At 72.0% G+C, this 23,547-nt stretch carries 28 protein-coding genes and 3 pseudogenes; 14 read left to right on the top strand and 17 right to left on the bottom strand.

The window, feature by feature from the left end:
• Positions 1-245 precede the first annotated feature (245 nt).
• From ACQ86J_RS34995 to modA, 4 genes are all read right to left on the bottom strand, one after another.
• Complete coding sequence (locus ACQ86J_RS34995) at positions 246-455, bottom strand: TOBE domain-containing protein (protein ID WP_431269131.1); 210 nt, start codon at positions 453-455, stop codon at positions 246-248.
• A 76-nt stretch (positions 456-531) separates the two neighbouring features.
• Positions 532-1,305 (bottom strand): molybdate ABC transporter substrate-binding protein, encoded by a 774-nt coding sequence (locus ACQ86J_RS34990; protein WP_431269130.1) that lies wholly within the window; start codon positions 1,303-1,305, stop codon positions 532-534.
• A 34-nt stretch (positions 1,306-1,339) separates the two neighbouring features.
• On the bottom strand, positions 1,340-1,513 hold the full coding sequence (locus ACQ86J_RS34985) for a substrate-binding domain-containing protein (RefSeq protein ID WP_431269129.1): 174 nt from the start codon (positions 1,511-1,513) through the stop codon (positions 1,340-1,342).
• Positions 1,510-2,115 carry a molybdate ABC transporter substrate-binding protein gene (gene modA / locus ACQ86J_RS34980; protein ID WP_431269128.1) on the bottom strand — a complete coding sequence of 202 codons (606 nt, stop codon included), beginning with the start codon at positions 2,113-2,115 and terminating at the stop codon, positions 1,510-1,512. The genes ACQ86J_RS34985 and modA overlap by 4 nt, the downstream gene beginning before the upstream one ends.
• 191 nt (positions 2,116-2,306) lie before the next feature.
• Between modA and queA the strand changes: the two genes are divergently transcribed.
• The 3 genes from queA to queF are packed head-to-tail and all read left to right on the top strand — an operon-like array spanning position 2,307 to position 4,971.
• Positions 2,307-3,338: a tRNA preQ1(34) S-adenosylmethionine ribosyltransferase-isomerase QueA gene (gene queA / locus ACQ86J_RS34975; protein WP_431272641.1), complete on the top strand. Its 1,032-nt coding sequence runs from the start codon at positions 2,307-2,309 to the stop codon at positions 3,336-3,338.
• Positions 3,335-4,504 (top strand): tRNA guanosine(34) transglycosylase Tgt, encoded by a 1,170-nt coding sequence (gene tgt, locus ACQ86J_RS34970; RefSeq protein WP_431269127.1) that lies wholly within the window; start codon positions 3,335-3,337, stop codon positions 4,502-4,504. The genes queA and tgt overlap by 4 nt, the downstream gene beginning before the upstream one ends.
• Positions 4,501-4,971, top strand: a complete 471-nt coding sequence (queF, locus tag ACQ86J_RS34965; RefSeq protein WP_431269126.1) for a preQ(1) synthase — start codon at positions 4,501-4,503, stop codon at positions 4,969-4,971. Before tgt ends, queF begins: the two co-directional genes overlap by 4 nt.
• Before the next feature lie 12 nt (positions 4,972-4,983).
• Here queF and ACQ86J_RS34960 read toward each other — a convergent pair whose 3' ends face one another.
• A complete protein-coding gene (locus ACQ86J_RS34960; RefSeq protein WP_431269125.1) occupies positions 4,984-5,172 on the bottom strand; it encodes a hypothetical protein in 189 nt (62 codons plus the stop codon).
• A gap of 202 nt (positions 5,173-5,374) precedes the next feature.
• Between ACQ86J_RS34960 and queG the strand changes: the two genes are divergently transcribed.
• From queG to ACQ86J_RS34930, 6 genes are all read left to right on the top strand, one after another.
• Positions 5,375-6,454: a tRNA epoxyqueuosine(34) reductase QueG gene (gene queG, locus ACQ86J_RS34955; protein WP_431269124.1), complete on the top strand. Its 1,080-nt coding sequence runs from the start codon at positions 5,375-5,377 to the stop codon at positions 6,452-6,454.
• The gene (gene queC, locus ACQ86J_RS34950; RefSeq protein WP_431272640.1) at positions 6,454-7,149 is read left to right on the top strand and encodes a 7-cyano-7-deazaguanine synthase QueC; all 696 of its coding nucleotides are present in this window, start codon (positions 6,454-6,456) and stop codon (positions 7,147-7,149) included. Before queG ends, queC begins: the two co-directional genes overlap by 1 nt.
• The gene (locus ACQ86J_RS34945; RefSeq protein ID WP_431269123.1) at positions 7,142-7,705 is read left to right on the top strand and encodes a VUT family protein; all 564 of its coding nucleotides are present in this window, start codon (positions 7,142-7,144) and stop codon (positions 7,703-7,705) included. Before queC ends, ACQ86J_RS34945 begins: the two co-directional genes overlap by 8 nt.
• Before the next feature lie 36 nt (positions 7,706-7,741).
• Positions 7,742-7,867: a hypothetical protein gene (locus ACQ86J_RS34940; protein ID WP_431269122.1), complete on the top strand. Its 126-nt coding sequence runs from the start codon at positions 7,742-7,744 to the stop codon at positions 7,865-7,867.
• An 85-nt stretch (positions 7,868-7,952) separates the two neighbouring features.
• Positions 7,953-8,270, top strand: a complete 318-nt coding sequence (locus tag ACQ86J_RS34935; RefSeq protein ID WP_431269121.1) for a hypothetical protein — start codon at positions 7,953-7,955, stop codon at positions 8,268-8,270.
• Positions 8,271-8,354: 84 nt separating this feature from the next.
• Entirely contained in the window at positions 8,355-8,795 is a 441-nt protein-coding gene (locus ACQ86J_RS34930) for a C1 family peptidase (RefSeq protein ID WP_431269120.1), read from the top strand.
• Here the strand turns inward: ACQ86J_RS34930 and ACQ86J_RS34925 are convergent.
• The 8 genes and pseudogenes from ACQ86J_RS34925 to ACQ86J_RS34890 all read right to left on the bottom strand — a co-directional run bounded on the left by ACQ86J_RS34925 (position 8,792) and on the right by ACQ86J_RS34890 (position 13,479).
• Positions 8,792-9,742 (bottom strand): ABC transporter substrate-binding protein, encoded by a 951-nt coding sequence (locus ACQ86J_RS34925; protein WP_431269119.1) that lies wholly within the window; start codon positions 9,740-9,742, stop codon positions 8,792-8,794. The genes ACQ86J_RS34930 and ACQ86J_RS34925 overlap by 4 nt on opposite strands.
• Before the next feature lie 55 nt (positions 9,743-9,797).
• Complete coding sequence (locus ACQ86J_RS34920) at positions 9,798-10,121, bottom strand: hypothetical protein (RefSeq protein WP_431269118.1); 324 nt, start codon at positions 10,119-10,121, stop codon at positions 9,798-9,800.
• Positions 10,115-10,507, bottom strand: a complete 393-nt coding sequence (locus ACQ86J_RS34915) for a molybdopterin cofactor-binding domain-containing protein (RefSeq protein ID WP_431269117.1) — start codon at positions 10,505-10,507, stop codon at positions 10,115-10,117. Before ACQ86J_RS34915 ends, ACQ86J_RS34920 begins: the two co-directional genes overlap by 7 nt.
• A 185-nt stretch (positions 10,508-10,692) precedes the next feature.
• Positions 10,693-11,208: pseudogene (locus tag ACQ86J_RS34910) on the bottom strand (molybdopterin cofactor-binding domain-containing protein); the annotation flags it as partial.
• A gap of 147 nt (positions 11,209-11,355) precedes the next feature.
• Complete coding sequence (locus ACQ86J_RS34905; RefSeq protein WP_431269116.1) at positions 11,356-12,000, bottom strand: molybdopterin cofactor-binding domain-containing protein; 645 nt, start codon at positions 11,998-12,000, stop codon at positions 11,356-11,358.
• Positions 11,997-12,320, bottom strand: coding sequence for a (2Fe-2S)-binding protein (locus ACQ86J_RS34900; RefSeq protein ID WP_431269115.1), 324 nt, complete (start codon positions 12,318-12,320; stop codon positions 11,997-11,999). Before ACQ86J_RS34900 ends, ACQ86J_RS34905 begins: the two co-directional genes overlap by 4 nt.
• Positions 12,321-12,514: 194 nt before the next feature.
• Positions 12,515-12,883 carry a tripartite tricarboxylate transporter substrate-binding protein gene (locus ACQ86J_RS34895; RefSeq protein WP_431272639.1) on the bottom strand — a complete coding sequence of 123 codons (369 nt, stop codon included), beginning with the start codon at positions 12,881-12,883 and terminating at the stop codon, positions 12,515-12,517.
• 17 nt (positions 12,884-12,900) lie between these two features.
• A complete protein-coding gene (locus tag ACQ86J_RS34890) occupies positions 12,901-13,479 on the bottom strand; it encodes a tripartite tricarboxylate transporter substrate-binding protein (RefSeq protein WP_431269114.1) in 579 nt (192 codons plus the stop codon).
• A 478-nt stretch (positions 13,480-13,957) separates the two neighbouring features.
• Here ACQ86J_RS34890 and ACQ86J_RS34885 point away from each other — a divergent pair, with 478 nt between their 5' ends.
• Together ACQ86J_RS34885 and ACQ86J_RS34880 are read left to right on the top strand one after the other, a co-directional pair.
• On the top strand, positions 13,958-15,262 hold the full coding sequence (locus ACQ86J_RS34885; protein ID WP_431269113.1) for a peroxidase family protein: 1,305 nt from the start codon (positions 13,958-13,960) through the stop codon (positions 15,260-15,262).
• Positions 15,181-15,510, top strand: a complete 330-nt coding sequence (locus tag ACQ86J_RS34880; protein WP_431269112.1) for a peroxidase family protein — start codon at positions 15,181-15,183, stop codon at positions 15,508-15,510. Before ACQ86J_RS34885 ends, ACQ86J_RS34880 begins: the two co-directional genes overlap by 82 nt.
• Before the next feature lie 28 nt (positions 15,511-15,538).
• Here ACQ86J_RS34880 and ACQ86J_RS34875 read toward each other — a convergent pair whose 3' ends face one another.
• Both ACQ86J_RS34875 and ACQ86J_RS34870 read right to left on the bottom strand, forming a co-directional pair.
• On the bottom strand, positions 15,539-16,117 hold the full coding sequence (locus ACQ86J_RS34875; protein WP_431269111.1) for a fumarylacetoacetate hydrolase family protein: 579 nt from the start codon (positions 16,115-16,117) through the stop codon (positions 15,539-15,541).
• A 290-nt stretch (positions 16,118-16,407) separates the two neighbouring features.
• On the bottom strand, positions 16,408-17,178 hold the full coding sequence (locus ACQ86J_RS34870; protein ID WP_431269110.1) for a peptidase: 771 nt from the start codon (positions 17,176-17,178) through the stop codon (positions 16,408-16,410).
• Positions 17,179-17,297: 119 nt separating this feature from the next.
• Here ACQ86J_RS34870 and nhaA point away from each other — a divergent pair.
• A pseudogene (nhaA, locus tag ACQ86J_RS34865) lies at positions 17,298-18,502 on the top strand (Na+/H+ antiporter NhaA).
• A 38-nt stretch (positions 18,503-18,540) separates the two neighbouring features.
• Here the strand turns inward: nhaA and ACQ86J_RS34860 are convergent.
• Together ACQ86J_RS34860 and ACQ86J_RS34855 are read right to left on the bottom strand one after the other, a co-directional pair.
• A complete protein-coding gene (locus ACQ86J_RS34860) occupies positions 18,541-19,479 on the bottom strand; it encodes an alpha-E domain-containing protein (RefSeq protein WP_431269109.1) in 939 nt (312 codons plus the stop codon).
• A pseudogene (locus ACQ86J_RS34855) lies at positions 19,479-20,925 on the bottom strand (circularly permuted type 2 ATP-grasp protein). The gene ACQ86J_RS34860 and the pseudogene ACQ86J_RS34855 overlap by 1 nt, the downstream one beginning before the upstream one ends.
• A 263-nt stretch (positions 20,926-21,188) precedes the next feature.
• Between ACQ86J_RS34855 and ACQ86J_RS34850 the strand changes: the two are divergent.
• Positions 21,189-22,832, top strand: coding sequence for a thiamine pyrophosphate-binding protein (locus ACQ86J_RS34850; RefSeq protein ID WP_431269108.1), 1,644 nt, complete (start codon positions 21,189-21,191; stop codon positions 22,830-22,832).
• Positions 22,829-23,446, top strand: coding sequence for a pyridoxamine 5'-phosphate oxidase family protein (locus tag ACQ86J_RS34845; protein ID WP_431269107.1), 618 nt, complete (start codon positions 22,829-22,831; stop codon positions 23,444-23,446). Before ACQ86J_RS34850 ends, ACQ86J_RS34845 begins: the two co-directional genes overlap by 4 nt.
• The last annotated feature ends 101 nt before the right edge of the window (positions 23,447-23,547 follow it).

Raw genomic sequence — 23,547 nt, 5'->3', positions numbered from 1 at the left:
GCGGCGTAGGGCCCCCGGTCATCGTCAGCTTCCCGTCGATCGGCGGCGCCGCACAGGGGCGGAGGCGACGAAACCTTGCGCCCTGGCCGCGGCACGGGCCGCATCCATCGCCGGCCCAGACCCGGCGGCGACGGCGCCCCCCTGCCCCGGCGCGCGCCGGAGGCGATCCGCGCCGCGCCGGCGAGGCGCCAGGCGACCGGCGATGCTGCGCCTGCGCCGGGCCGGCTGCCCCGCCTTGCCGGATGTCAGCCCTTGCCGACCATGACGTCTGAGGCCTTGATCACCGCGAAGACGCTGTCGCCCACCGCCAGCGCCAGGTCCGCCACCGCCTCGTTGGTGATGGAGGCGGTGACCGTCTGGCCGCCCGCGAGCCGGATCGTGACGTGGGAGGTGGTAGCGCCGGGGGTCACCAGCTCGACCGTGCCGGGCAGCTGGTTGCGGGCGGACAGCTTCATGGCGATGGTCCCTGACCGGTGGCGATGCCGGCCCGTCGTATCCCGCCGGCCATAGCGGAGGCAACGGATCCCGCCGTCACCGCGGCGCGAGCGGCGCCTCGAACCCATGCCGCGCCAGGACCGCCTGGCCCGCCGGCGAGAGGATGTGCAGCGCCAGCCGCGCCGCCTCCGGCCGGTCGTCCAGCAGGATCAGCCCGTACTCGGCGCCGGTCGCCAGCGACGGCGGCAGCGGCACCATCCGGGCGCCCGGCACCTCCGCCGCCGCCACCACGGCATTGGTGCAATAGGTCAGGAACAGGTCGGCCGCGCCGCCGGCGATCAGCCAGCCATAGGTGGAGCGCGGCTCGCCCGGCGGCGGCGCTGGGCTGTCGAGCGCGCCGACCAGGCGGATCGCCTTTGCCTCCAGCCTCGCTTTGGCGCCGGGCCGCAGCGCCTCGGCCCGGGCGAAGGCCGCCCAGGCATAGTCGCCGGACGGATCGGCCCGCGGGGTGGAGGTGCCGAGCCGCACCGCCGGGTCCAGCATGTTGTCGAGCAGCGTCTCCGGCGTCGCCACCACCCCGGGGGCGGCCAGGGCGCAGAGCCGGTTGCGGGCAAAGAGCACGTAGGGCCGGCCGCGTGCCTCGCCCAGCGCGCGGGGATGGCCGAGATCGGCCGAGGCGAAGAGGTCGGCCGGCGCCCCGGCCTCGATCCTGTGCCGCAGCAGGCCGGACGGGCCGTACTCGGCCTCCACCGGCGCGTCGCGGAAGCCGGCGAGCAGTTCGGTGAAGGCGGCGCGCAGGCTGCCGGCCGCGAGCAGGCGGACCGGCTCCGCGGCCTGGGCGGGCGGCAAGGGCATGAGCCAGCCGAGCATGAGGGCCGCGAGCGGGGCAAGCCGGCGCACGGGGTCAGGGCGCCGCGGTGGCGAAGCCGAAGCGGCGCCAGGTCGCGGCCGCCTCCGGCCCGGCGAGGAAGGCCAGCAGCGCCCGCGCCTCCGCCCGGCCGGCGGCTCGGCGGGTGACGGCGAAGGGATAGGTGACTGGCGGGTGGCTGCCGGGCGGGAAGCTGCCGAGCAGCTTCACTCCGGCGCTGGCTCGCGCATCCGTCGCATAGACGATGCCGAGCGGCGCCTCCCCCGCTCGACCAGCAGGAGCGCGGCGCGGACATTCTCCGCCCGGGCCAGGCGCGGGGCGATGGCGGCCCATTGGCCGAGGCTCTCGAGCGCGGCCTTGGCATAGATCCCGGCCGGGACATGCGCCGGGTCGCCGGTGGCGAGCCGCCCCTGCGGGCCGAGCAGCCCGGCGAGATCGGTGCCGGGCCCGATGGCGACGGGCGCCGCCGGCGAGTTGGCCGGCGCCACCAGCACCAGGGCATTGCCGAGCGGGCTGACCCGCGTCTCCGGCAGGATCAGCCCGCGCTGGGCCAAATAGTCCATCCAGGGCTCGTCGGCCGAAAGGAAGAGGTCGGCCGGGGCGCCCTGCTCGATCTGCCGCGCCAGCGCCGAGGAAGCGGCAAAGGAAAGGCGGAGCGGCGGGTGGGCGGCATCGGCGCGCCATTCCGGCTCCAGCGCCCGCAGCGCATCCTGCAGCGAGGCGGCGGCGAAGACGGTCAGCGGCGCGGCCGGCTGGGCGTATGCGGGATGGCAGGCCAGGGCAGGCGCGGCAAGCAGCAGGCGGCGGCGCATGGGACTCCTCTCGCGAGCCTCGGGCGACCGTCATAGGGCGGTGCCCTCGGCGCGCGAAGCCGGAACCGGCGCGGGTGCGAACCGGGCGCGGCTTCGTGTTGCCTTCTCCCCCCGGCGCGCTACCGCCCGCCGGTGCCCGACACCCCTGCCCCCCGCCACCGCCGCTCAGGACGGAGGATTTCAACTTCGCCCTGCCCGAGCGGCTGATCGCCCAGGCGCCCGCCCGGCCGCGCGACGCCGCCCGGCTGCTGCTGGTCGATCCCGCCGGGCCGCGCGACCGGGGCATGCGCGACCTGCCCGGGCTGCTCGGCCCCGGCGACGTCATGGTGGTGAACGACACCAGGGTGATCCCGGCCCGGCTGCGCGGCCGCCGCGGCGAGGCGGCGATCGAGATCATGCTGAACCGCGCCGACCCCGACGGCAGCTGGGAGGCGCTGGTGCGCAACGCCCGCCGCCTGCACCCGGGCGACGTGATCGCCATCGAGGGCGCGCCCGGCCTGCCCTGCCGCGTGCTGGCGCGGGAGGGCGGCACCGCAAGGCTCGATTTCGGCCCCGACCCGGCGGCGCTGGCGGCGGCGCTGGAGCAGGCCGGGGAGATCCCCCTGCCGCCCTACATCGCCCGGCCCGAGGGTCCACGGCCGGAGGACCGGGAGGACTACCAGACCCTGTTCGCGGAACGGCCCGGCGCCGTCGCGGCGCCGACCGCGAGTCTCCACTTCACCCCGGAGCTGGTCGCGGCGCTGGAGGCGCGCGGCGTGCAACGCGCCACCGTCACGCTGCATGTCGGCGCCGGCACCTTCCTGCCGATGCGGGCCGAGGACCCCCGCGCCCACCGGCTGCACGCCGAATGGGGCGAGGTGACGGAGGAGGCCGCGGCGACCATCAACGCGGCGCGGCCGGCGGGCGGGCGGATCGTCGCCATCGGCACCACGGCGCTGCGGCTGCTGGAGACGGCGGCGCTCGGCGGCGGTGACGACCTGCGGCCGGTGCGGCCCTTCCGCGGCCTGACCGACATCTTCCTGCTGCCCGGCCACCGCTTCCGCGCCGCCGACCTGCTGCTGACCAATTTCCACCTGCCGAAGTCGACGCTCTTCATGCTGGTCTCGGCCTTCGCCGGCACGGCGCGGATGCGGGCCGCCTACCAGCACGCGATCGCCGAGGGCTACCGCTTCTACAGCTATGGCGACGGCAGCCTGCTGACCCGCGCGGATGACGAGACATGACCCTGCACTGGACCAGGCTGGCGCAGGACGGCAACGCCCGCCGCGGCGTGCTGCACACCGCGCATGGGGAGGTGGAGACGCCGGTCTTCATGCCGGTCGGCACCGCCGGCACGGTGAAGGCGATGACCGCGGACAGCGTGCGCGCGACCGGCGCCCGCATGGTGCTGGGCAATACCTACCACCTGATGCTGCGGCCGGGCGCCGAGCGGGTCGGCCGGCTCGGTGGGCTGCACACCATGATGGACTGGCACGGGCCGATCCTGACGGACAGCGGCGGCTACCAGGTGATGAGCCTGAACGAGCTGCGGCAGATGGACGAGGGCGGCGTCACTTTCCGCAGCCATCTCGACGGCAGCAAGCATCGCCTCACGCCGGAGCGCAGCATCGAGATCCAGCGGCTGCTGGATGCCGACGTCACCATGTGCCTCGATGAATGCACGCCCTTCCCGGCGACCGAGGAACAGGCCGCGACCTCGATGCGGCTGTCGATGCGGTGGGCCAAGCGCTGCCGCGACGCCTTCGTCCCGCGCGAGGGCTATGGGTTGTTCGGAATCGTCCAAGGCAGCACCTATCCCGAGCTGCGCGCCGAGAGCGTCGCCGCGTTGAGCGGGATCGGCTTCGAGGGCTATGCGGTCGGCGGCCTCGCGGTCGGCGAGGGCCAGGAGATGATGTTCGGCGTGCTCGACTGCACCCTGCCACTGATGCCGACGCACGCGCCGCGCTACCTCATGGGCGTCGGCACGCCCTCCGACATCGTCGGCGCGGTCAGGCGCGGCATCGACATGTTCGACTGCGTCATCCCGACGCGGTCGGGCCGCACCGGCCGCGCCTATACCAGCCGCGGCATGATGAACCTGCGCAACGCCAAGCACGCCGAGGATAAGCGGCCGATCGACCCGGACTGTGCGTGCCCGGCCTGCGCGCGACATTCCCGCGCCTATCTCCACCACCTGATCAAGGCGGAGGAGATGCTCGGCCCGATGCTGCTGACCTGGCACAACCTGCAGTACTACCAGGACCTGACGCGCGGGCTGCGCGACGCCATCTCCGCCGGGCGGCTGGATGCGCATGCCGCGGCGCTCGAAGCGGCCTGGGCCGCCGGCGACGCACCGCCGGAGGATGCCGCCGCGGCGGAGCTGGCCGAGGACCGGGAGACGCTGCGATGACCGAAGCCACCACCGATACCTCCGGCCTGACCCTGCTCGGCCACTATACCCAGGCGCCGTCCTCGCCAGAGGCCGCGGTGCTGGAGCGCGTGCCGAACCCGCATCCCGGGGTGCAGTACCTCGTGCGCTTCGCCGCACCGGAATCCACCTCGCTCTGCCCGATGACCGGACAGCCCGACTTCGCGCATCTGGTGATCGACTACGTCCCGCAGGACTGGCTGGTCGAGAGCAAGTCGCTGAAGCTGTACCTGGGCGCCTTCCGCAACCACGGTGCCTTCCACGAGGCCTGCACCGTCTCGATCGCCCGTCGGCTGGTGGAGGCGCTGGCGCCGCACTGGCTGCGGATCGGCGGCTACTGGTACCCGCGCGGCGGCATCCCGATCGATGTCTTCTACCAGACCGGCCCGGTCCCGGCCGGGCTCTGGGTGCCGGAGCAGGGCGTGCAGCCCTATCGCGGCCGCGGCTGAGGACGCGCCTTCTCAGTCGGCGATGAAGCGGCCCTGCGGGTAGAGGCCGCTGGCGAGCAGCCGGGCGCGGACATGCTCCGCGGCGATGCAGGTGGCGAGCAGGGCGACGGCGCCGAAGGCGCCGAACAGGGTCTGGAGCATGAGGCTCTCCCGAGGGATCGGGATGCGGGAGAACAGGCCGGGGCTCTTCCGGGCCTCCATCGCGCATCCGTGAGCCTGAGTGATCCCATGGAGCCGCATCGGCAACCAAGAGTTGCGGTGCCCAGACATGCCCAACCGGCAGGGCTGCGGCAGGAGACCGGCAAGGCCCCGGGCGCATCCTGGACCGCCCGTCCCCGGGCCCGCGCGGGGCCGCCATGCCGCATGGCGGTGGCATCATCCCCCGCCTGTCCTAGAAGCCGCCATGCTCCAGCAGATCGAAGCCCCGGGACGCGCCCCGGCGCGGGAGGCCGGCCGCCTCGCGGCCGAGGCCATCCGTGCCGAGGCCCTGCGGCTCGGCTTCGGCACGGTCGGCTTCACCGAGGCGCTGCTGCCGGACGCGGTGCGCGCCCGGCTCGACGCCTTCCTCGAGGCCGGCATGCATGGCGGCATGGGCTGGATGGCGGACCGGGCGGCGCAGCGCGCCCAGCCCCGGACGCTCTGGCCGGAGGCGGTCAGCGTCGTCAGCCTCGGGATGAACTACGCGCCGGGGCAGGACCCGATGGCCATCCTCGCCCGGCGCGACCGCGGCGCCATCAGCGTCTATGCGCAGGGCCGGGACTACCATGACGTGGTGAAGTCGCGCCTGAAGCAGCTCGGCCGGTGGATGGCGCAGCGCTTCGGCACGGAACTGAAGGTCTTCGTCGATACCGCCCCGGTCGCCGAGAAGCCGCTGGCGCAGCAGGCCGGGCTCGGCTGGCAGGGCAAGCACACCAACCTGGTCAGCCGCAGCCACGGGTCCTGGCTCTTCCTCGGCGAAATCTATACCACCCTGGCGCTGCCGCCGGATGCGCCGGAGCGCGACCATTGCGGCTCCTGCCGCAACTGCCTCTCCGTCTGCCCGACCGATGCCTTCCCGGCGCCCTACCGGCTGGATGCGCGGCGCTGCATTTCCTACCTGACGATCGAGCAAAAGGGGCCGATCCCGGAGGAGCACCGGGTGCCCATGGGCAACCGCATCTATGGCTGCGACGACTGCCTGGCGGTCTGCCCCTGGAACAAGTTCGCCAGGGCCCATGCCGAGCCCGGCTTCGCCCCGCGCGCCGCGCTGCAGGCGCCGAAGCTGGCGGAGCTGGCCGCGCTGGACGATGCCGGCTTCCGCGCGCTGTTCAGCGGCAGCCCGGTGAAGCGCATCGGCCGCGACCGCTTCGTCCGCAACGTGATGATCGCCGCGGGCAATGCCGCCGACCCCGCGCTGCGCCCGGTCGCCCAGGCCCTGGCGGAGGACGCCGACCCGGTGGTGGCCGAGGCGGCGCGCTGGGCCGCGCGACGACTGGAGGCATGATGCGCGACGACGCAGCCCTGGTGCTGTTCAGCGGCGGCCAGGATTCCGCCACCTGCCTCGCCTGGGCGCTGGACCGCTTCGCCCATGTCGAGACCATCGGCTTCGACTACGGCCAGCGCCACCGCGTCGAGCTCGAGCTACGCACCACCTTCCGCGCGCGGCTCACGGCCGAGAACCCGCACTGGGCGCCGAGGCTCGGCGCGGACCAGGTGCTGGCGCTCGACGCGCTCCGCGCCGTCTCGGACACCGCGCTGACGCGGGAGACCGAGATCGCCATGCAGGCGGATGGGCTGCCCAATACCTTCGTACCCGGCCGCAACCTGATCTTCGTCACCTTCGCCGCCGCCCTGGCCTACCGGCGCGGCCTCAGGCACATCGTCACCGGCGTCTGCGAGACCGACTATTCCGGCTACCCCGATTGCCGCGACGACACGCTGAAGGCGCTGCAGGTCGCCATCAATCTCGGCATGCAGGCGCGCTTCGTGCTGCACACGCCGCTGATGTGGCGCGACAAGGCGGCGACCTGGGCGCTGGCCGCGCGGCTCGGCGGCGCCGCGCTGGTCGAGGCGATCCGCGTCGATACCCATAGCTGCTACCTCGGCGACCGCACCCATCTTCACCCCTGGGGCCATGGCTGCGGCAATTGCCCCGCCTGCGACCTGCGCCGGCGCGGCTGGGAGACATGGCATGGATGACACCAATTCCCGCCGAGGCGAGGGCTTCCTCTTCCTCCTGCTCTTCGGCCTCAGCATCCCGGCCGCCAACTGGCTGATCGGCCATGCCGGCACCGTCTGCGTCCCGCAGGGCCCCTGCCTGATCCCGGTCGCGCCGGGCATCATGGCGCCCTCCGGCGTGCTGATGGTGGGGCTCGCCCTCGTGCTGCGCGACCTGGTGCAACGACGGCTCGGGCTGTGGTGGTCGGTCGCGGCCATCCTGGCCGGCGCGGCGCTCTCGGCCCTGCTGGCGCCGCCGGCGCTGGTGCTTGCCTCGGCGGTTGCCTTCCTGCTGAGCGAGCTCGCCGACCTGCTGGTCTACACCCCGCTGCAGCGGCGCGGACTGGTTCGCGCGGTGGTGGTCAGCAGCCTGGCCGGGCTGGTGGTGGATAGCCTCGTCTTCCTGCAGCTCGCCTTCGGCAGCCTCGACTTCCTACCCGGCCAGGTGATCGGCAAGCTCTGGATGGTGGCGTTGAGCCTGCCCCTGCTGCATTGGCTGCGCCGGCGCGATGCGCGGCTCGGCCTCACGCCGGCCTGATCGCGACGGCAGCGCCAGCGGCGCGCTGCGACCGGCGTGATCCGATACCTTTCCCTGCTGGCGATGCTGGCCCTGGCTGCCTGTGGCCCGCTGCAGCCGGCCAGCGACCCGCCGCGCTACAATGTCGGCGGCGGCACCCGCAGCAGCAATGGCGGCGCCTGACGCGCCCCACGGATTGACAGCGCGGATAGGGGCTTCGTAGCGTTCCGCTTCCGATCGCGTGTGGTGGCGCAGGAAGCGACACGGAATGGCCGAGGCCAGGCAGCAGGACATTGCGGCGGCGCAGCACCGGATCCGCAACCTCGTCCCATCGAAGGATACGTCGCGCGACTGGACGCTGCACGACGCGGTGCGCGCCGGTGCGGTGCATCACCATGCGCTGCCCCCAGCGGTCGACCTGCGCGCACCCTGGTGGCGGGTGGGCAACCAGGGATCCACCGGCTCCTGCATCGGCTGGGCCGCAGGCCGACGGCGTCATGCGCTACCTGCTTGTCAAGGCCGGGCGGCTCGAGCCGACCACGCTGCTCTCGCCGCGCTTCATCTGGATGGCGGCGAAGGAATCTGACGCGGATCGCCGGCGGCCGGAGACCTTCATCGAGGCAGCCGGCACCAGCCTGAAGACGGCGGCCGACATCTGCCGCAATTCGGCGTGGCGCTCCACAGCGAATTGCTCTTCGCCATCCGCACCTCGATGGTGCTCGGCGACCCCGACAAGTTCTTCGAGAGCGTGGCGACGCGGAAGGCCGCGAGCTACTTCAACGCACGGCAGGATTTGGATCATTGGCGCAAGGCGCTGGCCGCCGGCCGCCCGATCCTCACCGGGCTCAACGCCGACAGCAGCTGGGACGACGCGCCGCCCGACGGCAAGCTGGACGGCTGGAAGGGCCCGGGCGGCGGCCATGCGGTCTGCGTCGTCGGCTACCGCCGCGACGGCCGCTTCATCATCCGCAACAGCTGGGGCCGGCACTGGGGCCACCGCGGCTTCGCCTATGCCTCGGAGGAGTACATCCGGGCCGCCTTCTTCAAGGAGGCCTATGTGCTCAGCGTTGCCAGCGGACCTGCTCCGGCCGTGCCGGCCGCGCCCGCCTAGCCCGGCTCCGCCAGCGTGCTCGGGTGGAACAGCGCCTCGGGCGGGATCGCCTCCGCCGCCAGCCCGTCGGCGACGGCGTAGCGGATCATCGCCGCGATCTCGGCCCGGTTGCGGGCGAAGCCATAGGGCCAAGGATCGCCGCCCATCGCCGCGGCCTGCTCCTCATAGGCTGCGGCGATCCAGGGCAGCGAGACGCGCAGCACGTTGACAAGCTGCAACTCGGCCAGCGACAGCGCCTTCGCCCGGCAGACCGCACGGTGGAGCTCGAGCGGCAGCCAGGGATGCTGCTCGGCGATGTCCTTGCGCACCGCGAGGCAATGCATGATCGGGAAGAAGCCGCTGGCCTTGTGCCAGGCCAGCTCCTCCGCCCGGTAGTCGGGATAGAGCCGCGCCACCGGTGCGCGCCCGAGGCAGGCGGGCGGGCGCGGCGCGATCAGCGCGTCGATCTCCCCGGCCTCGAGCGCCGCTTCCAGGTCGCGGCCGAGCGGGCGCACGTCGAAGCCCGGCGGCAGGGTGATCGCCACACGCTCGCCGCCGGTGCGCCAGGCGATGCCGCACGTATCCACGCCATAGTGCTCGCGCAGGATGCCGCGCACCCAGAGCGCTGCGGTCTGCTGGTATTCCGGCAGGCCGATGGTGCGGCCGGCGAGATCGGCGGCGGTGCGGATGCCGCGGTCGGTGCGGACATAGATGGCGGAATGGCGGAAGGCGCGGGAGAGGAATACGGGGATGCCGACATAGGGGCTGTCGCCGCGCGCCGTGGTGACGATGTGCGAGCCCATCGACAGCTCGCTGACCTCGAAGGCGCGGTCGCGCAGCGCCCGGCGGAAGATGTCCTCCGGCTCGCCGGGCAGGAAGGTGATGTCGCAGCCGGGCACGGTGACGCGGCCATCCATCAGCGGCCGGGTGCGGTCGCTGGCGGTGCAGGCGAGGGTGAGCTTGATCATGACCCCGATCGATCGTTGAAGGCGCATCGCGCCGAAGACGTGAAGCGGCCGGACATCAGCTCTCCGCCTTGGCGAGGTTGTCCGGCGTGAAGGGCAGCGCGCGCGGCCGGACGCCGAGCGCATCGGTGATCGCCGCGGCGATGGCGGCGATGGTCGGCGCCATGCTCGCCTCCCCGGCGCCGAGGAAGGGCTGGTCGGGCCGCGCGATGATGTCCACTGCGACCTTCGGCACTTCGGAGAAGCGGAGGATCGGGAATTCCTCCCATGCATCGCTGAGCACGCGGCGGCGGTCGAACCGCACCTCCTCCAGCAACGCGACGGAGGTGCCGTGGATGGCGCCGCCCTCGAACTGGTTGGCGACGCCGTCGGGGTTCACCACCTCCCCACATCGCCGGCGATCCAGAGCCGGCGGCAGAAGACCCGCTCGCGCGCCTCGACCTCGGCCACCACCGCGGCCCAGGCGCCGGTGTTCTTGTAGCGGGCGAAGCCGAGCCCCATGCCCCAGCCGTCGCGCTTTGGCCGCTCGCGCCAGTTCGACATGGCGGCGACGCGGGCCAGCACGGCGACCGCGCGCGGGTCGTCCAGGTGGCGCAGCCGGTATTCCAGCGGATCGGCCCCGGCCAGCGCCGCCGCCTCGTCCATCAGGCTCTCGATCGACCAGACATTGATGGTGGCGCCAAGGCCGCGGAGCGCCGAGGTGCGCAGCGGCATCTCCAGCAGCCGCGTGGTCTCCACCTGCACCGCCGGGAAGCGGTAGAGCGGCACGCCGTTGCGCGGCGCGCGCCGCCGGCGGCCATCGGCGGGTTGATGCTGGGCTTCACCGCGAAGGGCTCCGCCAGCATCGAGGCCGAGAGCAGCGTCGGCTCCGGCGCCCGTCCAGGGCGGGAGGAATGGCCGTTGCTGATGATGTGGCTGCGCCAGGCGGCGATGTCGCCGGCGGCGTCGAGATCGGCCTCTGCCTCCACCAGCATGGCCGGGGAGAAGGGCGACCAGCCGAGTTCCTCGGCCCGCGACCAGAGCATCCGAAGCGGCACGCCCGGCACCGCGCGGGCCGCGAGCACGGCATCGAGCGCCACGTCGTCGGCGCCGTTATGGCCGTAGCAGCCCGCGCCCTCGCGGTGGCGGACCACGACCTTCTCCGGCGCGCAGCGCAGCGCCTTGGCCAGGTCGGCGCGCAGATTGTAGGGCCCCTGGCTATGGGTCCAGACGGTGACCGCATCCCCTCCCAGCGCGCCACGGCGCAGGAGGGTGCGATGGAGGCATGCGCGAGATAGGGCCGGAAGAAGCTGCGGCGCAGGGTACGGGCCGCGGGGCCTGCCGCACCCTCGCGGAGGACGTCGCTGCGCTCGCCGCGCGCCGCCGCCTCGCGCAGCCAGTCCGCCAGCCCCGCCTGCTCGGGCAGCGTTTCCCGCGCCTCCCACGCGGCCCGCGCCGCCACGCGCGCGGCGGCGGCCTCGGCGTCCCATTCGGTCGTCGCCAGCACCGCGAGGAAGCTGCCGTCGCGCACCACGCGTGCATCGCCGGGCAGCGGGCCCTCGTGCAGCGCCGTCAGCACCGCGCCACGCTCCGGTGGTCGCACCATGCGCGCCTGCAGCATGCCCGGCAGCCGCAGGTCAGTGCACGTAGCGCGCGGCGCCGAAGACCTTGTCGGGCAGGTCGATGCGGGCGACGGAGGTGCCGGCGATTCGGCGCGCCCCGGGCGGCTTGGCCCTGGCCTCCGGCGTCGCCTCGGTCTCCAGCAGGGCTTGGTCGGCGAGTTCCCAGTAGCTGCCGATCGGCCCGCCCGGGCCATGGAAGGTGCCGTCCTCGACGGTGATGGACTCGACCGGCACGCCGGTGCGCTGGGCCACGACCTGCGTAAAGATCGCCCGCGCCGCGGCGCAGGCATGGCGCAGCGCGCCGCCGCTGTCCTGGGTGGAGAGGCTGCCGCTGGTCACCGCCTCGTCCGGGCTGTCGGGCGTCGCCGCCGCGCGGGCGGTGACGCGGTGGAGCTCGACGTCGAGCTTGTCGGCGGCGATCTGGCTCAGCGTGGTCAGTATGCCCTGGCCTAGCTCCACCTTGCCGGGCGTGATGGTGACGCGGCCATCGGCGTGGAAGCTCAGCCACTGCGACAGGCGGCGGTTCAGGTGCAGGCTGCCCGGCAGGCGCGGCTTGCCGTCATCGACCCGCAGCGCTGCGCCGAAGCCGCTCGGCGGCGTGGTGCGGCCGGTGAGCGGATCGGCCAATCGCGGCGCGGGGCCGTCCGTGCCGGCGCTCATCGGCCTATCTCCCGCGCCGCGCGCTGCACCGCGCGGATGATCCGGCCATGGCTGCCGCAGCGGCAGAGATGCGGCTCGAGCGCGGCGCGGATCGCCTCCTCCGTCGGCGCCGGGTCGCGCGCCAGCAGCGCCGCGGCGGAGACCAGGATGCCGGCGAGGCAATAGCCGCATTGCCCGGCCTGCTCCGCCAGGAAGGCGGACTGCAGCGGGTGCGGCGCCTCCGGCGTGCCGAGACCCTCCACTGTCACCACCGTGCGCCCGGCGCAGGCCTCCGCCACCAGGGTGCAGGCAAAGGCCGGCGCGCCGTCCAGCAGCACCATGCACGACCCGCATTGTTCCGTGCCGCAGCCGAAGCGCGGGCCGGACAGCCCCGCCGGCCGCGCAGCGCGTGCAGCAGCGAGGCCCCGGGCGGAACATCCAGCGCGACCGGCGCGCCGTTCAGGCTGAACTGGACCATGCGTCCCCCTTCTGCGGCGCGCAGATTGGCCCCGCCGGCCGGCACCGCCAAGCCCGGCTAACCCGGCTGGATGCCGGCCATGCGGATCCACTCGCCCTGGCGGTCGATGTCGCGGCGCAGGAAGGCGTCGAACTCGGCGATCGACATCGCCATCGGGTAGGCGCCGCTGCGCGCCATCGCCTCCCGCATCCGCGGCGCCTCGAGGATGCGGCCGCACTCCGCATGCAGTCGTTCCACCACCGGCGCCGGCATGCCGCGCGGTCCCATCAGGCCGAGCCAGATCGAGGCCTCGTAGCCTGGCAGCGTGTCCGCCACCACCGGGAGCTCGGGCAACAGCGGGCTGCGTTGCTGCCCAGTGGTCGCCAGGCCGATGACGCGGCCGCCGGTGATCTGCTCCCGCATGGTCGGGATGGCGTCGAACATCATCGGCACCTGGCCGCCGATCAGCGCGGTGCACGCGCCTCGTTCGAGCCGCGGAAGGGGATGTGGTTGATCTCGATCCCGGCCATGGCGCGGAAGACTTCGCCGGCAATGTGATAGGGCGTGCCGGGGCCGGAGGAGGCGTAGTCGATCCTCCCCGGCGTGGCCTTCGCCTTGGCGATCAGCTCGGCCACGCTGCTCACGCCGAGCGAGGGATGCACCGCCAGCACATGCACCGCGACGTTGATGGCGGCGACCGGCATCAGGTCGCGCATCAGCACATAGGGGCGCTGCGGCAGCAGCGTCTCGTTCGCCGTGTGGGTGTTCGACATCAATAGCAAAGTATGACCGTCCGGCGCCGACTTGGCCGCCGCTTCGGTACCGATGACGGCGCCGGCGCCGGGACGGTTCTCGACCACCACGGGCTGGCCGAGCGCCTGCGACAGCGGTTCCGCCAGGGCGCGCGCCGCGACATCGGCGGAGCCGCCGAGGCCGAAGGGAACGATGACGCGGATGGGGCGGCTCGGCCAGGGCGCCTGGGCGCGGAGGGTGGCCGGCAGCGCCAGCAAGATGGGCAGGGCAAGGCTTTCCCGGCGGCGCATGGGACGGCTCCTTCTCGTGGCTTGGAGGAAAGTCGGATGCCCGCCTGCGCGCAAGAGGTGGGGCGGGCGGACACGTTCAGGTGACCTAACCGACTTGCCTGGCGCGGCGGCACCTCGGCGAAGGCCGGGATGCTGGCCCCACGGTACCCGCGCGGACCCTATTTGCGATTGCAACCCATTATTAGTTTCACAAAGTATATCACGGGATCGGTCGCAGCATGCGCAGCGGCCGCCCGCCAACTCATTGCTTGCGCACCGCAGCAGCAATGCGGCGCGGCTGCAACGACGACCCACGCGCAGATTGCTGCAACGGTCGCATTCCGCGCAAGGCGTCATTAACCGAAGATGTCCGGATTATTGACGCAATGTCGGCCGGCTGTCTCCGTGGCCGCATCGGGCCGACGCGCCGCGCGTCAGGCGTCCCTGGCGGGAGGCCGACCTGCCCGCCCCCGGACCCCCTCGTTCAGGAATGCGCAGCATGGAATTCCGCAGCCTCGATGGTTCAGGCAACACCCTGGCCGAGCCGTCTACGAATGCCGTCGGCACCGCCTTCATCCGCCTGACCGACCCGGTCTTCGCCGATGCCGAGCGTGGCTTGGTCGAGGGTCCGAACCCGCGCGTCATCAGCAATCTCGTCGTCGGCGAGGGTGAGGCCGACATCCCCAACCCGCAGGGCCTTTCGGGGATGATGTATGCCTGGGGCCAGTTCATCGACCACGACATCAACCTGACCGCCGACAGCCGCACCGCGACGCCGATCTTCATCACCATTCCCGAAGGCGACCCGGACTTCCCGGATGGCGGCTTCATCCCGATGAACCGCGCCGCGGCGGACCCGCACGGCGAGCCGATCAACGCGCTGAGCGGCTGGCTCGACGCCTCCATGGTCTATGGTTCGACGGCGGAGGTCGCGGCGAAGCTGCGCGCCGCGGACGGCCATATGCTGACCTCGGAGGGCAACAACCTGCCAGTCGGGCTGATCGACCCGACCGGGGAGAACGGCTTCGGCACCGCGCAGCTCGGCCATCTCGCGGGCGACGAGCGGGCGGACGAGAACCCCTCCCTGACCGCGCTGCAAACCCTCTTCGTAAGGGAGCACAACTACCAGGTGGACCGGCTGCAGGCCGCCGATCCCTGCCTCGACGCCGAGACGCTGTACCAGATGGCGCGGGCGATCGTGACGGCCGAGATCGCCAACGTCACCTACAGCGAATTCCTGCCGCATCTGCTGGGCGACCTCGCGCCCGGCCCCTGGCAGGGCTACGACCCCGCGGTCGATCCGCGCATGGCGGTGGAATTCGCCGGCGCCGCCTATCGCTTCGGCCATTCCACTGTCTCGCCGGAGACCGAGAAGCTGGACGAATTCGGCGAGCCGGGCGGCACCTCCGAGCTGCGCGACGCCTTCTTTCTCGCGCCCGATCTCTTCGCCGCGGATGGCGGGGCGGACGGGATGCTGCGGCACCTCTCGGCCGACCTGGCCCAGGCGATGGATGCGCGGCTGGTGCCGGACCTGCGCAATTTCCTGTTCGACCCGCCGGTCGGCATCGACCTCGCCGCCATCAACATCCAGCGCGGCCGCGACCTCGGCCTGCCGCACCTGAACGAGATGCGGCAGGCGCTGCATTTGCGGCCCTACGACGACTTCGCGGAGATCACCGAAGACGCCGGCACGGTGGCGGCCATGAGGAGGCCTTCGGGTCGGTGGACCTGGTCGATCTCTGGACCGGCGGCCTCTCGGAATCCGTCCTGCCCGGCGCCTTCGTCGGCGAGACATTCGGCCTGATCATCGCCGACCAGTTCGCCCGGCTGCGCGACGGCGACCGGCTCTGGTGGGAGAACCAGGGCTTCGACTGCGCCACGGAGCAGGCGATCCGCCACACCACGCTAAGCGACCTCATCCTGCGCAACACCGACACGCGCTACCTGCAGGAGGACGTCTTCACCTACTACGAGCGCCGTGCCGAGGGGACCGAAGCGGCGGAGCCGGAGCTGCCGCAGCTGCTGATCCCGGCGGATACCGTCCTGGCGTGAGGAAGGGTGCGCGCCACCCCCGCCCGTCTCAGACGATCCGCACCGACAGGTCGGGCAGCCCGGCGATCTTGCAGAGCAGCACGTCGCCCCGCACCACTGGCCCGACATTCTCCGGCGTGCCGGAATAGATGATGTCGCCCGGCATCAGCTCGAAGGCCGCGGAAAGCTGGGCGATCTGCTCCGCCACCGACCAGATCATGTGCTCGAGCGTCGCATCCTGCTTCACCGTGCCGTTCACCGCGAGCGAGATGGCGCCCTTGGTGAAGTGCCCGACCTTCTCGACCGGGTGGATCGGCCCGATCGGCGCCGAATGGTCGAAGCTCTTGCCGATCTCCCAGGGCTTCTTCTGGTCGCCCATGCCGCGCTGCAGGTCGCGCCGGGTCATGTCGAGCCCGACGGCATAGCCGTAGACGTGCTCCAGCGCCTTCTCGGCCGGGATGTCGCGCCCACCGGATTTCAGCGCCGCGACCAATTCCACCTCGTAGTGGTAGTTCTTCGTCAGCGTCGGATAGGGATGGTCGGCGACGCTGCCAGGGGCCACGAACTGGATGGCGTCGGTCGGCTTCTGGAAGAAGAAGGGCGGCTCGCGGGTCGGGTCGGAACCCATCTCCCGCGCGTGGGCCGCGTAGATTGCGGCCGATGCAGTAGATCCGCCGCACCGGGAAGACCTGCTCGGTCCCGACGATCGGGATGGTTGTGGCGGGCACCGCGAAGATCGGGGCGGCATTGGCGCCTAGCGCCGGCGCGGCGGCCAGCGTGGTGCCGGCGAACGCGGCGCTGCCGGCGGAAGCGGCGGCGGTACGGCCGAGGCCGCGGCGGGTGATGGGCATGGGCGAGGCTCCCGGGCGTTTCTTGGGGGCGGGATCATGCCCGACCCTGGCCGTCAGGCAAGCGCCCTCAGGGCACCCAGTCGGGCCGTGGCATCTCCAGATAGGCCTGGCGCAGGGCGGCGCTCCAGCCTTCCCGGATCAGGCGGAAATAGGCGTCCTCCTCGGTGATCCGCCGGCGCAGCGTCACCGCGAAGCTATCGGCCCGGTAAACCAGCAGGTCGATCGGCATGCCGACCGTCAGGTTGGACCGCAGTGTGCTGTCCATGCTGATCATCACCAGCTTCACCCCATCAACGACCGGCGTCTCGAAGCTCACCACCCGGTCCAGGATCGGCTTGCCGTATTTGTGCTCGCCGATCTGCAGGAAGGGCGTGTCGGCCGTCGCCTCGATGAAGTTGCCGGCGGCGTAGATGAGGAACAGTCGCGGCGCCTCCCCGACGATCTGCCCGCCCAGCATCAGGGAGATGTCGAAGCGAACCTCCTGCGCCTGGAGCGCCGCGCCATCCGCCTGGAACACGTCCCGCACCGCCTGGCCGACCAGCTGCGCCGCATGGAACATGTTGCGCACGGTGCGCAAGGTGTGTTGCGCCCCGTCGAACCGGACGCCTTCCTGCAGCCGGTTCCAGACCGCCTGGGTGATCGCCAGGTTGCCGGCCGAGAGCAGGCTCAGCACCCGCTCCCCCGGCACCTCCTCCACCTGCATCTTCGAGAAGATGGAGATGTTGTCGACGCCCGCATTGGTGCGGGTGTCGGAGAGCAGGACGATTCCCTCCCGCAGGTAGAGTCCGACGCAATAGGTCATGCCGCGCTCCCGCTCGTCAGCCCCGGTATAGGGCATTTCCCCGGCCGGGTTCCTCCCGGATCTCTCATTTCACCCGGCTCAGAAGGTGTGGCCCAAGGGCTGCATCCCGCCGCGCCCTGGCGCGTTCGGCGGCGAACCCACGGAGACCACCCGGAATGCCCGACGGCAGCCTGCGAGGCCCGCGCCGCCCGCTATCGATGCTGCGCCACATGCTGGACAACGAGGCTTCGGGCGGCCTCGTCCTCATGGGCGCCGCCGCGCTGGCCCTGGTGCTCGCCAACTCGCCGATGTCGGGGGCCTATTTCGGCACCCTGCACGCCTATCTCGGCCCGCTCTCGGTCCAGCACTGGATCAATGACGGGCTGATGGCGATCTTCTTCCTGTTCGTCGGGCTCGAGATCAAGCGCGAGTCCTCGACGGCCAGCTCGCCAGCTGGCCACGCCGCGCCCTGCCTGGCATCGCCGCGGCCGGCGGCATGGTGGTGCCGGCGCTGATCTACGCCGCCTTCAACTGGAACGACCCGGCGACGCTGCGCGGCTGGGCAATCCCCTCCGCCACCGACATCGCCTTCGCGCTCGGCGTGCTGTCGCTGCTGGGCGACAGGGTGCCGAGCTCGCTCAAGGTCTTCCTCGCGGCGCTGGCGATCATCGACGACCTCGGCGCCGTGCTGATCATCGCCGTCTTCTACTCCGGCGAGCTGTCGCTCCTCGACCTCGGCCTGGCCGCCGCGGTGGTCGCCGCCCTGGTGGCCATGAACCGGGCCGGCGTGGTGCGGCTGCTGCCCTACCTGCTGCTCGGCGCGGTGCTCTGGCTGCTGGTGCTGCGCTCCGGCGTGCATGCGACGATTGCCGGCGTCGTCCTGGCGCTGACCATCCCGCTGCAGGCCGAGCCGGGCCGGCCCGACGCGATGCAGGCCTCGCCGCTGCATCGGCTGGAACATGGGCTGCACAACTGGGTCGCCTTTCTGATCGTGCCGCTCTTCGGCCTGGCCAATGCCGGCCTGTCCTTCGCCGGGCTGACCGGAGAAGCCCTGGTCGACCACCTGACGCTCGGCGTCGCACTCGGCCTTGTGGCCGGCAAGCTGGTCGGCGTCTTCGGCAGCGCGGGGCTGGTGATCCGGCTCGGCCTCGCCGACCTGCCGATGGGCGCGGGCTGGCTGCAGATGGTGGGCGTCTCCCTGCTCTGCGGGATCGGCTTCACCATGAGCCTGTTCATCGGAATGCTGGCCTTCGCCGGCGACCCGCTGCTGCAGGACGAGGTGAAGGTGGGCATCCTGCTCGGCTCGCTGGCCGCCGGTCTCGCCGGCTGGGGCGTGCTGCGCTTCGCCCCGCGGCAGGTGCCGGCACCGCGGCGCAGCTAGCGCGGCCGGGTCGGGGGCATGCCTCCCCGGCCCCGGCCTCAATGCTTGATGTAGAACGCGTCGATCCCGGCGCCGATCTCTGCGGTGCGGGTGATCATCCCGGTGAGGAAGTCGTGCAGTCCCTCCGCCAGGATGTCGTCGATCCGGCCATAGCGCAGCTGCGCCTTCAGCAAGCCCGAAAGGCGGTGGCACTCGCCCATCCGGCCGCCCTGGCCGATCCCGATCGCCTCCAGCGTATCCGCCACCTCGGCATGGCAGGCCGCGAGGACCCGCGGCAGCTCCGGCCGCAGGATCAGCAGCTCGGCGATGCGGCGGGCGCTCAGCCGCTCGCGGTAGACCCATTGGTAGGACCGCAGCGCTGAGACCGAGCGCAGCACGGCCTGCCACTGGACGTAGTCCACCGCCCCCTCCTCGCCCAGGGTGAAGAGCTCGTGCTTCACGTCCAGCAGGCGGGCGGTGTTGTCGGCGCGTTCCAGCATCGTGCCGAGATGCACGAAGCGCCAGGGTTCGTTGCGCAGCATGGTGTCATGCGCTGCGCCATTGAACAGCGTGACGCGTTCCTGCACCCAGCCGAGGAAGTTCGGCAGCTGCTCGCCCTCGGTCGCATCCGGCGACAGGTTGCGCAGGTGGTTCCAGCTGTCGTTCAGCGCTTCCCACATGTCGACGGTCAGGGCGGTGCGCACCGCCCGCGCATTGCGCCGCGCCGCCTCGAAGCAGGAGAGGATGCCGGAGGAGTTGTCGGGATCGAAGACCAGCCAGTGGATGACGGATTCGGCGTTCGGAGTCTCGTATTTCCGATAGAAGCCGGTATCGCCGCCGGAGGCGGTCAGGAGCGACCGCCACTCCGCCACCTCGTTGCCGAGGCGAGCGGAGATCGCCGCCATGCGGGAGGCGACGCCGAGGCCACGCGCCACGTTTCCGGCGCGCTCGGTGTAGCGGGCGAGCCAGAAGAGGTTGTCGGCAGTTCGGCTGAGCATCAGGCGCCGGCCGTCTGCGACTGGGACTGCGACTGGCTCGGCTCGCTGTCCGGCCCCTCATCCTCGAGGATCCAGGTATCCTTGGTCCCGCCGCCCTGGGAGGAGTTCACCACCAGCGAGCCGTCCTTCAGCGCCACGCGCGTCAGCCCGCCTGGAACGATGCGGATTTCCTTGCCGGAGAGCACGAAGGGTCTGAGATCGACATGCCGCGGCGCGATGCCCTGCTCGACCACGGTCGGGCAGGTGGACAGCGCCAGCGTCGGCTGGGCGATGTAGTCGCCCGGCCGGGCCAGGATGCGGGCGTGGATCCTCGCACTCCGCCTTGGTCGCGTGCGGGCCGATCAGCATGCCGTAGCCGCCCGAGCCCTTGGCCAGCTTCACCACCAGCTTGTCGATGTTCGACAGGACGTACTTGCGGTCCTCCTCCCGCTCGCAGAGGAAGGTTGGGACATTGGCCAGCAGCGGCTCCTCGCCCAGGTAGAAGCGCACCATCTCCGGCACATAGGGGTAGATCGCCTTGTCGTCGGCGATGCCGCCGCCCGGCGCATTGGCCAGGGCGACATTGCCGGCCCGATAGGCCTCCATCAGCCCGGGAACGCCGACCAAGCTGTCCGGGCGAAAGGCCTCGGGGTCGAGGAATTCGTCGTCAATCCGGCGATAGATCACGTCCACCCGCTTCGGCCCGGCGGTGGTCCGCATGTAGACCACCTTGTCGGTCACGCAGAGGTCGGCGCCCTCCACCACCTCGACGCCCATCTCGTCGGCCAGGAAGCAGTGCTCGTAATAGGCGCTGTTGTAGGGGCCGGGGGTGAGGATCGCGACTGTCGGGTGCGCGCCGGCACGGGGCGGGGCGACCGCCTTCAGCGTCTCCAGCAATTCCTCCGGATACCGGCCGACGGGCGCGATCTTGTGCCGGGCGCAGAGCTTCGGGAAGAGGCGCAGCATCGCCTCCCGGTTCTCCAGCATGTAGGAGACGCCGGACGGCGTGCGGCAATTGTCCTCCAGCACGTAGAATTGGTCAGGCCCGGTGCGCACCATGTCGATGCCCGAGATGTGCGTGTAGACGCCGCCGGGCGGCACGATGCCGACCATCTCCTGCCGGTAGCCCTCGTTCTCCAGCACCAGGGCGCTCGGGATCTTGCCGGCCTTCAGGATTTCCTGTCGCCCATAGACATCGGTCAGGAAGGCGTTCAGCGCCCGCACCCGCTGGCGCAGCCCGACCGAGAGCCGGTCCCATTCGCTGCGGGCGATGATGCGCGGGATGATGTCGAAGGGGATCAGCCGCTCCGGGTCGCCACCCTCCCCGTAGACGGCGAAGGTGATGCCGATGCGGCGGAACAGCAGCTCCGCCTCGTGGCGCTTGCGGTCGAGCTGCTCGCGCGGCGTCGCGCGCAGCCAGCGCTCGATCTCGGCATAGGCGGCGCGGACCTCGTCCTCGGCGCGCATTTCATCGAATGCGGCGGTCTTGGCTGGCGACACTCGGCTGCGGTCCCCTCTTGCTTGGTCCGTCTGCGCAGAAACCAGCACGGAGCATACCCTGCCCGCAAGAAGGCATGAGCAATGAATTCGGGCGGAGGCCAATCCCCTGCTCATTACCTGACCATGCGCGCCCAGTGATGCGGCAGATCGAAGCGGGGCGCTGGGCTGGGCAGCCATGACGGGCGCCCTATGCTGCAGCCCGCGCAAGCGCGGGAGGAGACGGTGTGAGCATGCCGCAACAGGATGATACGATCACAACGGGCGCCGGGGCGGTGGCCGAGGCGCTGCAGGCGGCCGGCGTGCCGCGGCTCTACGGCGTGCCCGGAGGCGGCTCCAGCCTCGACCTGATCGAGGCCGCGGCGGCGCGCGGCATCCCCTTCGTCCTGGCCCGGCAGGAGAGCGCCGCGGTCATCATGGCAGCGACCGAGGCCGAACTGTCCCACCGCCCCGGCGCGGTGGTGGTCACTCGCGGCCCCGGCGTCGGCAATGCGGCCAACGGCATGGCCCAGGCCTCTCTGGACCGCGCCCCGCTGCTGCTGCTGGCGGATGGCTTCACGGGTGCCGAGCGCGCCTTCGCCAACCACCAGTTCTTCGACCATGCCGGCATGCTGGCGCCGGTGACCAAGGCGGCGGCCCGGGCGGCGGAGCCGGGCGGCGCGCCGGGCGCCGTGGCGGCAACCCTGCTGGAGACGGCGCTCACCGCGCCGCGTGGCCCGGTGCTGCTGGAATTGTCGGCCGGCGTCGCCCGCGGACCGGCCGCCCACCTTCCCGCCGCCGCCCTCGCCGCGCCGGACCGGGTGTCGGATAGCCCGGCGCTCGAGGCCACCCGCACATTGCTGCGCCGCGCCCGCCGTCCGGTGCTGGTCGCCGGGCTGGAGGCGAACCGGCCCGACGCCTGCGACGCCTTCCGCGCGCTGGCGGCGCGGCTCGGCTGCCCGGTGCTGGTCACCTACAAGGCCAAGGGCGTGCTGCCGGATGCCGACCCGCTCTTTGCCGGCGTCTTCACCGGCGGCGAGGCCGAGGCGCCGGTGCTGCGCGAGGCCGACCTGATCATCCTCGCCGGCGCCGACCCGGTGGAGTTCATCCCGCAGCCCTGGCGCTTCACCGTGCCCATTATCGATATCGGCACCGCGCCGCGGCCGCTGCATTATCGGGCGCCGGCGGCGGCGCTCTACGGGCCGCTGGCCCCGGCGCTCGCGGCGCTGATCGAAGCGGCCGCCCCTGGCGCCTGGGACGCCCGGGCGATCGCCGCGCACCGCACCGCCTGGCTGACCTGCCTGGCCAATGCACCGGGCGGCAACCAGGGGCTCTCGCCACAGGCGGTGGTGGAGATGGCCCAGGCGGCGTGCCGCGCCGCCGGGCGCGACCCGCGCATCTCGGTCGATGCCGGCGCGCATATGTTCCCCTGCACCAGCTTCTGGCAGGCGGAACGCCCGGGCGACCTGCTGATCTCGAACGGGCTGGCCACAATGGGCTTCGCCCTGCCCGCCGGCATCGCCGCCGCGCTGCACGACCCGGATCGCGGCGCGCTGGCCTTCACCGGCGATGGCGGGCTGCTGATGGCGCTCGGCGAACTGGCGACGGCGACCGCGCTCGGCGTCAAGCTGACCATCATCGTCTTCAATGACGCGACGCTCTCGCTGATCGACATCAAGAAGGGCGGGCGCGACCTGCCGGGCGGCGCGCTCGGCTGGCCGATGGCGGATTTCGCCGGGGTGATGCGCTCGCTCGGCGGCATCGGGCTGCGCGCGGCGGACGAAGCCGGCTATCGCGCCGCCCTGGCCGAGGCGCTGGCCACGCCCGGCCCGGCGCTGGTGGACGCGCGGGTCGATCCCGGCAGCTACCCGGCGCAGATCAAGGCGTTGCGCGGATGAGCGACGGCTTCGCCATCACCACGGCAGAGCAACTCGCCGCCGCCTACGAGGCGCCGCATCCGCGCTTCCTGGCCAAGGTGACGGACCGGCTGGAGGCGACGTCGCGCGCCTTCATTGCCGCCTCGCCCTTCTGCATCCTGGCGACGGCGGGGCCGCATGGCCCGCATGCGACACCGCGCGGCGATGCGCCGGGCTTCGTGGTGCCGCTGGACGACCGGACGCTCGCCCTGCCCGACCGGCGCGGCAACAACCGGCTGGATGGGCTGCGCGACATCCTGGACGATCCGCAGGTCGCGCTGCTGTTCCTGATCCCCGGCGTCGGGGAGACGCTGCGGGTGCACGGCATGGCGCGGATCACCACCGATCCGGCGCTGCGGGCGCGCTTCGCGGTGGCCGGGCAGTTGCCCGCCACGGTGCTGCTGGTGACGGTGCGGGAGGTCTATGCGCATTGCGCCAAGGCGCTGATGCGGTCGGGGCTCTGGACCGGGCGGGAAAGGCCGCCCGGCGTGCCGACCAACGGCGCGATGATCGCGGCGCATACCGCCAGCGGCGGGATCGATCCGGCGCAATACGAAGCGGAGTACCAGGCGCGGATCAAGGCCCAGCTCTACTGAGCAGAAAGGTCGGGGAGAAGGTATTCTCCCCGCACCCCTCATTTATCTCTCGGGGTCGGCACCCTCTGCGCGGCGAGCGCCAACCCACAAGAAGGACGGGG

It is taken from the genome of Dankookia sp. P2, from assembly GCF_050632255.1.
Lineage (GTDB): Bacteria > Pseudomonadota > Alphaproteobacteria > Acetobacterales > Acetobacteraceae > Paracraurococcus.
Note: the sequence above shows the minus strand (reverse complement) of the source record. Positions and strands in the feature narration are given on the sequence as shown.